Raw genomic sequence first — 13634 nt, 5'->3', positions numbered from 1 at the left:
GCCATGCACATGGCAAATGAAACCAAACGGGCATTGGTCACCGGGATAACCGGGCAGGATGGTGCGTATCTGGCGCAATTGCTGCTCGGCAAGGGATATGAAGTCCACGGCATCAAGCGCCGCTCGTCCTCGTTCAACACGGGCCGGATCGAGGATATCTATCAGGACCCGCACGATCCCGACCCTCGCCTGATCCTGCATTATGGCGACCTGACCGATGCAACCAACCTGATCCGCATCGTGCAGGAAACACAGCCGCACGAAATCTATAATCTGGCCGCGCAAAGCCATGTTCAGGTGTCGTTTGAAACGCCGGAATATACCGCCAATTCCGATGCAATCGGGACGCTGCGCCTGCTTGAGGCGATCCGCATTCTCGGCCTAGAAAAAACGGCCCGGTTCTATCAGGCATCGACGTCTGAGTTATACGGGTCGGTGCAGGAGGTGCCCCAACGCGAAAGTACGCCCTTCTATCCGCGCAGTCCCTATGCCGTCGCAAAACTGTATGCCTACTGGATCACGGTGAATTACCGCGAAGCGTACGGTCTGCATGCGTCCAACGGGATTCTGTTCAATCATGAGAGCCCGCTTCGCGGCGAGACATTTGTCACGCGCAAGATCACCCGTGCGGCAGCGGCGATTTCACTTGGCAAACAGGACCGGCTGTATCTTGGTAACCTCGATGCCAGCCGCGACTGGGGCCATGCGAAAGAATATGTCCGCGGAATGTGGCTGATGCTGCAACAGGATGAGCCGGACGATTTCGTTCTCGCGACAGGTGAAACAACGACCGTCCGCGAGTTCGCCAGATGGGCATTCGAGGATGCCGGGATCGAGCTGGAATTCCGCGGCCACGGTGCTGAAGAAAAAGCCTATTGCCGGAAATCCGGCAAGCCGTTGATCGAAATCGATCCGCGATATTTCCGCCCGACAGAGGTCGACTTGCTAGTCGGCGATCCGGGCAAGGCGCATCAAAAGCTCGGCTGGAAACACGAGACAGGCATACGCGAAATCGTGCGCGAAATGGTCGAGGCCGATCTGCAGCTGATGGGCAATGAACGGCGTTAGAACCCGGCTGGTTCAGGCGAGCGGCGCCAGCGGGTTAAGCTTGCTGGCCCGGATGCTGGAACAATTGCTGCTGGTTCCCGTGCTGCTGGCGGCCTGGTCTGCCGATCTGTTTGGCGAATGGCTGCTGATTGCAGCGATCCCGATATACCTGTCCCTGTTCGATCTGGGCGTGGTCCAGTCCGGTTCCAACGAATTGGCGCGCAGGGCAGGCGAGAATGACGACCAAGCCGTTCGGAGCTTCTTCCGCGACTACACCTCCTTCTTCGTGAAATGGTCGGCGGCCATTTTCGTTGGACTGGCCATCACCGTCACGCTCAGCCCTGTCGCCGATTGGCTTGGCCTGTCGATCATCGACAATGCACAGGCCGGACAGATTTTTCTGATCCTGATCGGCGCGACGCTCATCTCGCAGAATTCGATGGCGCTTCTGGGCGGCATGCGGGCGAGGCGGATATTGCCGGCCGGGCTTTTGATCCGCGCGCTGGGCGCGTTTGCCCGGCTCGGTGGAGCATTTCTGGCAGTCAGCCTGATGGACGCAGGACCTGTCGCGCTTGCCGCAATCATGCTGTCATCAAGGGCAATCGAATACGCTGTGCAGGCAGCGCTGCTCAAACGGCAGGACCTGTCCGTTTCGTTCAACCCATGGAGGAAAAGCGAAGAGAGCATGCGGCCATTTGTGATCAGCGGGCTCGAATTCCTCCTGTTCCCGCTGGCACAGGCCATCCTGCTTCAGGGCGCGATCGTGGTCGCCGGGCTAACTCTGGGCAGCGCAGCGGTGGCAATATTCGCGACACACCGCACCCTTGCGCGGGCAACGTCGCAGATTGTCCGTCTGGTCGCAGTGCCTTTGCGGTCGGAATCGGGGCTAATGCAAAGCAAAGAGAACCTGCCTGAGTTACGCGCCATCCTGCTCAGTGTTTCCCGGCTGACATTCTGGGCCGCGCTGGCCTGCGCGGGAATCCTGTGGTTTGCCGGGAAACCGGTCTTCGACGCCTGGACCGGCGAAAAGATCGCCTATGCCCCCGCCTTGTTCGCCGCCCTGATACTGGCAACCATCTTTGAAACGGTGTGGTCGGTTGCAGCGTCGATCCGGCTCGGCAGCAATCGGCACCGTCCCATTGCATGGGGGTATCTGACCATCAGCCTTGCAGCCCTGGCCGCAATGGCGGGATTGGCAGAGAACGGCGGTCTGGAGGCGCTGGGCTGGATTGCTGCCGCTGCAGAACTTGCCATGCTGGTGCTTACCATACCTGTGACTGTCGCCTTGTTGGGCGTGCCGGTACGGCGGTTCATGCTGTCTCTGATCACTCCGCCACTGGCCGAACTCCGCCAGCTTGCTACCTTTCTTTTCAGCAGAGCGCGGCGAACCCAATGATTTTCAGCATCCTTGTTGCGGACCAGTTGAAGGCTTGCCATGCTCTGCCAATGGGTAAGGGGCCGCAGTGAAATTCCAGCTCGCAGGGAAACGTGTTTTCGTCGCTGGCCACCGGGGGATGGTGGGATCGGCCATTGTCCGCCGTCTGGCCAGCGAAGAGTGCGAGCTGCTGACAGCCTCGCGCGCCGAGCTGGATTTATTGGATCAGGCGGCGGTGCACGACTGGTTTGCGCAGAACAGGCCGGATGCCGTGTTTCTGGCCGCTGCCAAAGTTGGCGGGATCAAGGCTAATTCGGAAGCGCCGGCTGATTTCCTGCACGACAACCTATCGATACAGACGAATGTGATCGAAGCTGCGCACCGCCATGATACAGGCAAATTGCTGTTCCTCGGCTCGTCCTGCATTTACCCGAAACTTGCCACTCAACCCATCGCTGAAGATGCGCTGCTGACCGGTCCACTGGAACCGACCAATGAATGGTATGCAATCGCCAAGATTGCCGGGATAAAGATTTGCCAAGCGTACCGAAGGCAATACGCGCGCGATTTCATCTCCGCCATGCCTACCAATCTGTACGGACCAGGCGACAATTATGATCTGGATACGAGCCATGTGCTGCCCGCACTGATTGCAAAGGCGCATCATGCGCGCCAGGCCGGTGAAAGCGACCTGGCAATTTGGGGCAGCGGCACACCGCTTCGCGAATTTCTGCACGCCGACGATCTGGCCGATGCGCTGGTGTTCCTGATGAAGAACTATTCCGAGGAAGAGCATGTCAATGTCGGAAGCGGAGACGAAATCACCATCGCCGGTCTTGCGCGCATGATCATGGGCATCGCCGGTCTGGATGGAGAGCTGCGCTGCGATCCGGCCAGGCCTGATGGCACCCCCAGAAAACTGCTCGATATATCGCGCATGACACAGCTGGGATGGTCGCGTACAATTCCGCTGAGCGAGGGCGTCGCCGCGGTGTATCGCGATTACGCCAGCAGGGTTTCGGGCAGCGCGCATGGCTGACGCGAGCAGGAGCCTTCCTCTGGCCGCCACCGTGTTGCTTGTCACAGCGTTGCTGGCAGGCGGCACGGCGCGGCCAATGAACGATCTGCTCGTCCTGCTGGCATCACTCCCGCTGCTTTATGTCCTGCTGGCCCAGCAGAATGCGCCGAAAATGGTATGGACCGGCAAACTGGCTTTGGCGCTTGCTGCGCTCGCACTGGTGCAATTGATCCCGCTCCCTCCAGCTATCTGGACGTCTTTGCCGGGACGGGATCTTGCCGCCGCATCGCTGATCGCATCGGGTAATGAGATCGGGTGGCGGCCCATTGCCCTCAATCCCGCCGCTGCGGTCGGGGCGATGCTGTTTCTGGTCGCTCCGATTACGGCCCATATTGCCGCTTCCCGTTTGCAGCCTGCTGACATGCGCAGGCTGTTTGCGGTTGTCGCTGGGTTTGGTTTGATGAGCGCAGTTCTGGGCATCGTCCAGCGGCTCTCGGGAGGACTTAGCCTCTATGATACAGAGCATATCGGTGCCGCACTTGGCCTGTTCGCCAACCGCAATCACCATGCCGATCTTCTGATCGCAGCGATGTTACTGGCCCCCGCGCTTGTCCCCCATGCGCGCCTGAGGCAGCACCGCATCACTCTGACCGCGCTGCTCGCGCTGCTGGTGTTCGCTGTCATCGCCACGACATCGCGTGCAGGCATTGCGCTGACCATACCCGCCGCGCTGGTCTCGCTCGCGGTGATCTGGCGGCCGCAGCCGCGCCAGGCAGCCATCCTGATCGGCACAGCGGCGATTGCCGGCGTAGCGATCATGTACATCCCGGCCTTTGGCGAAATATTCGCGCGGTTCGGCGTTGCTGGCGAAGATCAGCGTCTGACCATGGCCCGCGATACACTGGCCGCGACACGTGCGATGTGGCCGGTCGGATCGGGGTACGGCAGTTTCGTGCCGGTCTACATGGCCTATGAAGACCTCGACATGATGCAGGCACGATATGTGGTGGCGGCGCACAACGATTACCTCCAGCTGGCATTGGAAGGCGGCATCGCAGGTATCATCACGGCGCTTGCCGGGCCGGTTGCGATATTGTTTCTGGGCTGGAGCCTTATCCGCAGGAAAGCGCCTGCGCTGATCTGGGCGGCATGGGTGCTCGCGGTGATCATTCTGCTGCATTCCGCGGTCGATTTCCCGCTTCGAACGGCGACGCTTGCTGTCATTTTCGGTTTGTGCACAGGCGCAGCACAAGGCGGCACCATGCGATTGCGCGATGGCGTGCGAAATGGCATCTAAAGCGAACTGGATGATGCCCGCGGGCTCGCCAAGAGGGACGCGATATGATTAATCGGTTGGCTGCAGTGGTTCTGGCCTTGCTGCTCGCATCTTGCGCTAGCGGCCCGGCTCCATCGTTGCCTTCAGGCAGCGCGGCATATGATCAGGTGCCGCCCGGCGATGTCCTTGCCCCGAGGATGTCCGTGATTGCTCCGAATGATGAGTTGTCGGTCCTCATTTTCAGGGAACCCGATCTGTCGCAGGAGCGCGCGATCGTTGACTCCGATGGCAAGGTTCAAATCCCGCTGCTGGGTCCTGTTACTGCGGCCGGGCTGACTGCCTCCGAATTTGCGCAGGAACTGCAGCGGCAGTTAGGCGCGCGCTATCTTGTCGATCCCAGTGTAACCGTCGCCATCACTCGGGCATCTCTGCGGCGCGTGACGGTAACAGGCGCAGTCACGAAACCGGGCATGTACGACATGAACAGCCGGATATCGTTGATTGATGCCGTTGCCCTTGCTTCGGGACCGACAAACACGGCAAAGTTCAATCAGGTGGTGGTTTTCCGCCGCGCCGAAGGTGAACGGCTCGGTGCTGTTTTCGATCTGGGCCTGATCAGCGCGGGCAAGGCCCCGGATGTCGAGATACTCCCGGGTGACCAGGTGATCGTCGGAAATGACGGCCTGAAACAGCTTTACCGCGATGCGCTGACTGCCGCGCCGCTGATCAGCATTTTCAGGCCTTTCAACTGATGGTCAGAGTGAGCGGAGCACCCAGCCAATGAGCGCATCACCCTCTCCGGACCAATCCCCTACGGCCATGCCGCAAGGCTCGTACGGCTATCCCGGTGCCATGCCGACAATCGGGATCGATTTGCGCCGCGTCGCAAGCGCGCTCTATCGCAACCGGTTTATCGTCGGCGGGATCATGCTCGCCGCGCTGGTTCTCGGGGTCGTCGTCACCCTGTCGACTACCCCCGTATACCGGGCTGTGGGAACGGTTCAGATCGATAGCCAGGTCAGCGAAGTTCTGGATGAAGATGCTGCCGCAACGCCGGTTGAATGGGATGTAGAACGCTTCCTTCAGACACAGCTCGACGTCCTGTTGAGCCGCGACATGGCCGGAAAAGTCATCGACCGGCTGGGACTGGCCCGGGACGACACATTCTTCGACCGGATGGGGATCGCGGCACCGGCAATTGCCGCACCGGGCAAGACCATGGCGGAAACCCGCCGGGACATCATCGCATCGTCATTGATCGGCAATGTCGATGCGGAGCTTCCGCGATACAGCCGCGTGGTCGATGTAAGCTTTGCCAGCCCTGATGCGAAATATTCGTCGACGATTGCCAACGCCTATATTGACAGCTTCATAGCTTCCAACCTGCAACGGAAATTCGATTCCTCGTCCTACGCCAGAGAATATCTGGAAGGGCAACTGGACCTGGCAAAGGAGCGGCTGGAAGCAAGCGAGCGTCAGCAGGTTGATTATGCGCAGCGTTTCGGCCTGATCGATTTGCCGGAACCGGGCGACCGCGATGGCAGTGTGTCCCTGGTGCAGACAAATCTTGCGGAAGCCAACAGTGCGCTGAACCGCGCGCGCACTGCCCGGTTCGCGGCAGAGGAACGATACCGAGTGGCACGGGCCGGCAGCGCTTTTGCCATTCCCGATGTGCAGGATAACGGGTACATTCAGGGGCTGCAGCGCGAGATAGCAGCTATTTCCGCGCAGATTTCGAGCGACGCCGAGCGGTACAAACGCGATCATCCGGTGATGATCGAACACCGCGAAAAGCTTGCCGGACTGCAGCAGCAATTGAACGCCGCTGTCGGCAATGCGCGCGGTGCGCTGCAACAGGAATACCAGGCTGCACTGCGCAATGAACAGCGCCTCGCATCCCAGGTTTCCTCGCTCCGATCCGGCACTGCGGCAGAGCAATCGCAGCGCATCCAGTACAACATCCTCGCGCGCGAGGCTGGCACCAACCGGGCAATGTATGATGCACTGCTCCAGCGTTACAAGGAAGTCAGCGCATCAGCTGGCGTTTCGACCAACAATATCCAGTTGATCGACCGGGCTGCGGTGCCCGGTGCACCCTTCCGGCCAAACCCAGTGCTCAACATCGCGCTGGCTTTGGTGGCAGGCGTTCTCTTCGCCGCCATCTATACGATCCTGCGCGAATTCATTGATGATGCTGCTCGCACCCCGGAGGATGTGACCGACCGACTGCGCCTACCCTTCCTCGGCACTGTACCCAAGATCGAGAAGGGCGCGGATATCGTGACCGAGCTGGAAAACCCGAAATCCAGTTCCTCGGAATCCTTCGCCGCACTGCGAACCTCGCTCGACCTGCTGTCCGCCGAAGGCTTGAAAACGATACTGATCACCAGCAGCCAGCAATCGGAAGGCAAGAGCCTCGTCGCTTACGGTATTGCCCGCAGCATGGCGCGTGCGGGCCAGAAAGTGCTGGTGGTCGACACAGATATGCGGCGCCCGTCGCAGCACCAGATTTTTGCGACCTCGCGCGAAGAAGGGCTTACGAACATTCTCACCCGCCAGAAGACCTGGCGCGAAGTGCTGCACGAGCGGCAAGACAATCTCCACCTGATTCCCACCGGACCGCTGCCGCCATCGGTGCCTGAATTGCTCACGAGCAGCAGCTTCGAGGAATTCCGCGACGAAGTGTCCGAGCTTTACGATGTGATCATCTTTGACGGCCCACCCGTTCTGGGCCTTGCCGACACGGTCCTTCTTGCTCAGCGTCTGCAACATCTCGTCTTCGTCACCGAAGCCGGCCGCGCAACGCATGGCCGCGCGCAATCGGCAATTCGCAGACTGCGCGAAAACGGCATCCAGATCGACGGCGCAGTGCTCAATAAGTTTGATCCGCGGCAGTCCGGCTACGGCTATAATTACGGTTATTACTACTCCTATGGGCAGGACGCTGCTGGATGAGGGCTGCCTGGGCAGCCACGATCACGGCAGCCACCTGCCTGGCAGGGGGACTCGTCTGGGGCTTCCAGATTTACGGACAGATTACCCCGATCAATGCCGCCCGGCTTGCCCATTGGGATAACGGGGTTCAGCGGGCCGCCGCCAGTAAAGCCATCAAATCGGGCGATGCAAGGCAAGCCGCCCGGTTTGGAAAGGCCGCCGTTTCGGCCATGCCGTTTGACCAACTCGCTTTGGCTGCTTCGAGCGGCGATGCCCCTCAAGAAATGCGTACGAGCGCCCTGAACACAGCAGCCGGACTCGGCTGGCGCGATGCGGTTACCAACATTGCACTCGTGGAAGCCGGTCTCACCGAAGGGCGAACGGATATTGCCGCTGCACGTGTGGACGCCATCGGTCGTTCGATCGGTGCAGAGGCTGCGGCTCCGCTCGCTGACCGGGTGCTGGCTGCGAATGGCGGCGTCGCTGCTCTTGCGGACCGCGCCGCATACCGCGCGAACAATGCGTGGTGGGAGGGTTGGCTGCGAAGCCAGCCAGCATCGCGGCAAGTTGCCGGCCTGCGTTCGGCCATGATAAAATCAGTGGCAGCAGACGATGGTACATGGCTGCGCAATATCGTCCGCGATGCGGAGCTCGGGTTTTCAAAGGCGGGATACCTGGCAGAAGGGTTAGCCCTGTGGCAAAGCACCCTCGCCGAACCGCAGCGTTTCAGTGATGCCGTTTACGACTCCGAATTCCGTTTGCTCGGCACCGCCATGCAAGCCGTTGGCGGCGAATGGCAGATTGCTGGAAAGTCGCCGACAGCGGCCGAACGTCTGCCAGAGGGCGGCGTGCGGATTGAAAGTTTTGGCACGGGCAGCGGCGCGATATTGTCCCAGGCGATCTCGCTGACTCCGGGGCGCCATGCGTTGACGGTTGATAGCGACGACCCGCAACAGATGCTGACATGGAATTTCCAATGCCGCGATCCCGGTTTGCCAATGACTGCGGAACCAGCCGCCCGTGACAGCGATCAAATCCGTCAGATGATAACACTCGCGTCTGCCTGCCAGTTCGGAGTGCTTACAGCCGGTGTGACAGCAAATTCCGGCGGCCAAGCGCGTAGTGCCACTATCCGCAGCGTGAAGCTTGAGCGGCTGCCGTGAGCGAGCCGCTGGAAGCCGCGAAAAGCAGGCCGGTTACAGGAGGCCCGAGCTTCTCATTCGCAAATCGGGCTGAACGGGCTCTGTGGCGGGCCGTTTGGTTTCTTCTGGGCAGGGCCGTACCGCCTCCGTTCGGGCCTCATTGGCGCCGGTTTCTCCTGCGAGCTTTCGGGGCGCGGATGGAAAAGGGGAGCGTAGTCTATGCGAGCGCCACGATCTGGCTGCCGCGCAACCTCTCCATGGCAGAGCGGGCCACGCTCGGCCCGGGCGCTGAATGCTACAATATCGCGCCGGTGACACTTGGGCCCGGAGCCATTGTTTCGCAGCGCGCATTCCTGTGCACCGGCAGCCACGATTACGAGAATCCGCATTTCCAGCTGACCGCCCGGCCGATCGTTCTGGACGCGAACTGCTGGATTGCTGCGGAGGCATTTGTTGGACCGGGCGTCGAGGTATATGAAGGCGCTGTATTGGCGGCGCGCGGATGCACCGTGTCTGATCTGCCGGCCTGGACTGTCTGGGGCGGCAATCCGGCGCGTCAAATTGCCGAGCGTACCAGCCCCGATCAGTCTTCGCTTAATCGCGCGACCGATTGAGCGAACACCGCGGTGTCGCCGCGCGGCGCAATCTCGCGCGATCCATTTCGCAGCATGTGCCAGTTCGCCTCGTCGCTGCCAATTCTCAGCAACAGCCCGGTCAGCGTGCCAGTATCGCGCGGGTCGAACACGAAACCGGTTTTCCCATCAACGACAAGCCTGTCAGCAGCGCCGCACTGGCGGCTGATGATGACCGGCAGATCAACCGCAAGCGCTTCGGGAACCACATTGCCGAATGTTTCCGACACGCTTGGCAGGATCAGGCACAGGGCATCACGCATTAGCGGGGCGACTTCACGGCTCTGCACAAAGCCGAGCCAATCAATCCTGTCCGCGACACCGAGGTCCAATGCCTGCCGCCTGAGTTCGCTTTCCAACGGGCCATCGCCTGCAATCTTCAAGCGGCGCGGCAATTCCGCCTTTCCGCAGTAATCAGCGTAGGCCCTGAACAGCGTGGGGAAATTCTTCTCATGGATCAGCCGTGCAACGACGAGGAACGAGCGTTCGCTGAATTCCGGTGACGGGTTCTGGTTCGCTGCCGCCAGGTCGCGAATTCGTTGCTGGTGGACAGTGTTGTAACCGCCGAAAACCCTGGCTGGTGGCAGGCCCAAATACCGCATGTAGTCCGTCGATCTGTCATCCGAACCGATCCCGCCGTGATACGGTCGGTAGAATTGACGCTTGATCATTTCCCGAACGGGTCTGCGCGGCGCATCGTCGTATTTGGAACAGCCCATGGTAAACAGCGACACCCCCGATGCCCTGAGGAGAATCGCGGCGATCAGGATGGCGGTCTTGTCATAGTGACTGAGGAACACGGTCTCGCAGCCTGCTTGTCTGACTGCCGCGGCGATCGACCTGGCAAGCTTCAGCGTGCCGATCGTTCCCCAGCCGCCTTCATCAAACAGAGTGATCTTTGTTATGTTCTGCGGTTCCGGTTGTTCCCAGCTGTATAGCTCGCTTCTGGCGAACAGCTCGATCGCCAACACCTGCGCCTTGCCGCCAAAATGCCGGGCAACCGCCTCGCAGCGGTCGATGTGAAGCGGTCCGAAATTGTCCCAGACAAATGCAATGCATCGGGCGTCCATCAATCGCGGGCCCAGGCTGGCGGCGATGCCTGATGAAACACATGATCGCGCGGCGCGATGCGGTCGTGCAGCCGTGCGATCGTCATCGCTGGATGAGTAAGACGGTAGAGATTCTGCCTCAATCTACGGACGATTGCATCCCGCGGCCCGCGTTCCCTGCGCATTTCATCGCGGAAGTAGCGGGCATGAGTCCTCTCGCTTTCACCTGCATAACGCTGGCTGACGGTGATCGAATTCGGCTGCATTCTGAACAACGACCAGTAACCGCCGGCATTGGCGATTGACCAGCCGCTGCGGTCCAGATCGACAAGCAGTTCGGCATCCCAACTGGTCGTGTTGGCCAGGTTGAAGCCCCCGACCTGGCGAAATGCCTCCGCCCGGTAAAAGGTCGATTGCTGGAGTGCAAACGCCGTTCCCTGGACAAATCGGCGCGCGGTGAATGGGGTCGAAATTGCGCGGCGGATATAGCGCCCGTGCTCATCGACGATGTAACCGTTGCCGACAATCGCGCCCGCGTTCCCGTTTCTTGCAATTGCTGCAGCGGCCTGAGTGAAAGCTCCGGGCAGAAAAACGTCATCCGCATTCAGATATATGAACCAATCGCCGCTGGCTCGTTCAAACCCCCGGTTGAGACCGTCGGCAGGCCCCGAATCGGCATCCCGGATCACAGTGATACGGCCCGGATACCGCTGCTGAAGCTTTTCCAACACCTGCACCGTGTTATCGGACGAACCCGGCTCCATGATGAAATATTCGATTTCGGGGCCTTCCTGCGACAGAACGCTTTCTGCCGCAGCGGCGAGATACTGCCCCTGATTGAATGCGTTGGTAACCACAGAGATTTTCATGAAGCACCCACGATACGCGATACATCGAAAATGCTGATACGGCGGATACCGGCGACACAGTGATCGACCGCAATCTGATTTTCAATGCGGTTCCAGCGTGGATGCAGGTCGCACTTGGCGTCGCTATCAGTTGATAAAACACCGTCACCAATCCGGGCGATATCTTCGCGCAGATTGCGGCTGTGGTTCCACAGGATCAGCGACATTAAGCCCCTCTTGTCGGGATAGGTGTCGGTGACCAGCCAATCGTGAGAGCGCGCGACCATCGGGTGGCCATCTACATCGAGCGAAGGCCAGCCGAACTTTTCACGGCGACCGGTATCTACATCAACCGCGAAATAGGATTCCGCCAGAACCCGCTTCTTCCACCGGCCGCTGAATTTCCTCGCCAGGTTGACTACCGGCCGGAGCCATGGAGAATTCAGCCGTCCGCTCGCGCGCATCGCAGCAAGACCGCCGCCGGTATATCGCGCCCAGACGAGCAGTGTATCGTCATCGAGCCAATCGAAATGACTGACCTTTTCTTCAGCAAGCACCGCCATGTTTCGGCCTTGCGGGTCGCAGCTTATCAACCGCGTAAACGAGCCTTCATCTTCAGCAAAGAAGCGGTGAAGGAAAACGATCCGCTGTCCACTTGGGCTGATGCTCGGGTGGGTCAGGAAATGGCCGTCGGTCGGCAAGCCGGGCTTCCATCGCTCAATCACGTCGGCGAGAGAAATCAGCGTGCTCGCTTCACCGTTTCGAAGATCGATCCGGGTAATCCCGGCATCGATATTGCCTTGCCCACTCGGTTTCTCAGGGTCTGTCAGGCTGGCATAGCCATAGGCTGGCCAGTTTCGTGTGAGGGTTTCGAAATCCGGTGCAAGCGCCCATGTCGCGCAAGGCGAAATCGCATAGATACCGCCTTTGATGTGCCGGGTAACCTCCCCATCCGGATTGGCGATAATACCGGTGCAGGAGCCGGCGTTGTCCAGCCGATTATATGCGATGCGGCCCGATCCGTCAGGTAACCATTGCTGCCTTGCTGCCTGCTGGAAGTTCCAGCACTCGGTCTTGCCGACGGGGGTTAGCAGGCCGTCATCTGGATTCCATAGGCAGATTTCGGCAGTCTGCGCGGTATCAGCCATCGATTGCCATTCGGGATTCAGGCGCAGACAAAGCAACCGCGAACCATCGGGCGACCACGGGGAAATGTCGTGAAAACCGAAGAAGATATTTTCCCCAGCCGGTGTGTGAGCGGCCAAGCGTGCCGACGGATTGAGGGCGCCGATTGGACCATTGCGATCAGCCATCCATCACCCGTTCTTCCAGAAACCCGCGGATAGCGAGACCGCTTTGCTGTTCCAGCCGGTCGAGCCGCTCCTCCGCATTCTCCGCACCGCGCATTGCCCGCTCCAGCTCGAACTTGGCCGCATCGACCTGGAACCGGTACCAGAAGCCCTGCAGCACGTGATAGATCAGCCCTTCGCGGCCATCCAGAAAACCTAGCTGAATGAAATAGCGATAGATGAAATAGAGAAGCGGCCCGACCCCCAGGGGCAGGCGATTGTAAAAACCAAGCTTGGCAGATCGTTTGGATGCAGCCTGGCGCGTTGAAGCCAGACTGGCCTGCGACGGCCCGGCCAAGTTGTATTTTGCGATCAGAACATCGGCGGCTTCACGTACGGCATAGCCAGCGTGCTTGGTAATAAAGAATCTGAGATCGCCGAGATTCTCATCGCTGAATTGACCGGGCAAATGCTCGATCCGTCCACCAGTCAGCTCGATATGCTCGTCCATCCATCGCTGCTCGATGTGTCCGACACCGGTTCTCCAGATCCTCAGCAGCCGGAGCGGATAGCGCCCCCCGTGCCTGATCCATTTGCCCATGAAAACATGACGGCGATCAAGACTGAAGCCGGCCAGATCGTTCGGCGCTTCAGGTAGGCGGCGTGAAATTGCCTCGCCCAGATCGGCGCCAATCCACTCGTCCGCATCCAGCCGCATGACCCAATCTGTGTCGATTGCGCAATTGTCCAATGCCCACTCGAACTGGGCAGCGTAGTTGATCCAGTCACGCGTGTGGACTTCGGCACCAAGCTGTGCGGCAAGCTCGCGCGTTCCGTCACTCGATCCAGAATCGACGACAATGATGCGGGCGGCGATTGCGGCGACAGAAGCGATCGCTCTGCGCAAATGATGGGCTTCGTTCTGGGTCAGGATGATGACGGTTAAAGATAGGCCGTCCGCATTGGGCCGTTCTCGATCAAGAACCTCGTCGTTTTCGTGTGCTGGACCCATGCCTCGATTGTA

At 59.9% G+C, this 13634-nt stretch carries 12 protein-coding genes; 8 read left to right on the top strand and 4 right to left on the bottom strand.

What is annotated here, in order from left to right:
* Positions 1 to 9 precede the first annotated feature (9 nt).
* The 8 genes from gmd (at position 10) to PO778_RS12170 (ending at position 9406) form a co-directional block, all read left to right on the top strand.
* A complete protein-coding gene (gene gmd / locus PO778_RS12205) occupies positions 10 to 1068 on the top strand; it encodes a GDP-mannose 4,6-dehydratase (protein WP_271439835.1) in 1059 nt (352 codons plus the stop codon).
* Positions 1055 to 2443, top strand: a complete 1389-nt coding sequence (locus PO778_RS12200; RefSeq protein WP_271439834.1) for a lipopolysaccharide biosynthesis protein — start codon at positions 1055 to 1057, stop codon at positions 2441 to 2443. The genes gmd and PO778_RS12200 overlap by 14 nt, the downstream gene beginning before the upstream one ends.
* A gap of 67 nt (positions 2444 to 2510) precedes the next feature.
* Positions 2511 to 3461 carry a GDP-L-fucose synthase gene (fcl, locus tag PO778_RS12195; RefSeq protein WP_271439833.1) on the top strand — a complete coding sequence of 317 codons (951 nt, stop codon included), beginning with the start codon at positions 2511 to 2513 and terminating at the stop codon, positions 3459 to 3461.
* Positions 3454 to 4737 (top strand): O-antigen ligase family protein, encoded by a 1284-nt coding sequence (locus tag PO778_RS12190; protein WP_271439832.1) that lies wholly within the window; start codon positions 3454 to 3456, stop codon positions 4735 to 4737. The genes fcl and PO778_RS12190 overlap by 8 nt, the downstream gene beginning before the upstream one ends.
* A 44-nt stretch (positions 4738 to 4781) precedes the next feature.
* Complete coding sequence (locus tag PO778_RS12185) at positions 4782 to 5468, top strand: polysaccharide biosynthesis/export family protein (RefSeq protein ID WP_271439831.1); 687 nt, start codon at positions 4782 to 4784, stop codon at positions 5466 to 5468.
* 28 nt (positions 5469 to 5496) lie between these two features.
* Positions 5497 to 7671, top strand: coding sequence for a GumC family protein (locus PO778_RS12180; protein WP_271439830.1), 2175 nt, complete (start codon positions 5497 to 5499; stop codon positions 7669 to 7671).
* Complete coding sequence (locus PO778_RS12175) at positions 7668 to 8813, top strand: hypothetical protein (RefSeq protein ID WP_271439829.1); 1146 nt, start codon at positions 7668 to 7670, stop codon at positions 8811 to 8813. Before PO778_RS12180 ends, PO778_RS12175 begins: the two co-directional genes overlap by 4 nt.
* A 176-nt stretch (positions 8814 to 8989) precedes the next feature.
* On the top strand, positions 8990 to 9406 hold the full coding sequence (locus PO778_RS12170; RefSeq protein ID WP_271439828.1) for a putative colanic acid biosynthesis acetyltransferase: 417 nt from the start codon (positions 8990 to 8992) through the stop codon (positions 9404 to 9406).
* Here PO778_RS12170 and PO778_RS12165 read toward each other — a convergent pair.
* From PO778_RS12165 to PO778_RS12150, 4 genes are read right to left on the bottom strand one after another with little or no spacing between them, the layout of a single operon-like run.
* Entirely contained in the window at positions 9376 to 10494 is a 1119-nt protein-coding gene (locus tag PO778_RS12165) for a glycosyltransferase (protein ID WP_271439827.1), read from the bottom strand. The two genes, PO778_RS12170 and PO778_RS12165, sit on opposite strands and share 31 nt — an antisense overlap.
* Complete coding sequence (locus PO778_RS12160; RefSeq protein ID WP_271439826.1) at positions 10494 to 11342, bottom strand: glycosyltransferase; 849 nt, start codon at positions 11340 to 11342, stop codon at positions 10494 to 10496. Before PO778_RS12160 ends, PO778_RS12165 begins: the two co-directional genes overlap by 1 nt.
* A complete protein-coding gene (locus PO778_RS12155; protein WP_271439825.1) occupies positions 11339 to 12634 on the bottom strand; it encodes a TolB-like translocation protein in 1296 nt (431 codons plus the stop codon). Before PO778_RS12155 ends, PO778_RS12160 begins: the two co-directional genes overlap by 4 nt.
* Positions 12627 to 13622 (bottom strand): glycosyltransferase family 2 protein, encoded by a 996-nt coding sequence (locus tag PO778_RS12150; protein ID WP_271439824.1) that lies wholly within the window; start codon positions 13620 to 13622, stop codon positions 12627 to 12629. The genes PO778_RS12155 and PO778_RS12150 overlap by 8 nt, the downstream gene beginning before the upstream one ends.
* Between the last annotated feature and the right edge of the window lie 12 nt (positions 13623 to 13634).

It is taken from the genome of Pontixanthobacter luteolus, from assembly GCF_947494915.1.
Taxonomy (GTDB): domain Bacteria; phylum Pseudomonadota; class Alphaproteobacteria; order Sphingomonadales; family Sphingomonadaceae; genus Pontixanthobacter; species Pontixanthobacter luteolus.
Note: the sequence above shows the minus strand (reverse complement) of the source record. Positions and strands in the feature narration are given on the sequence as shown.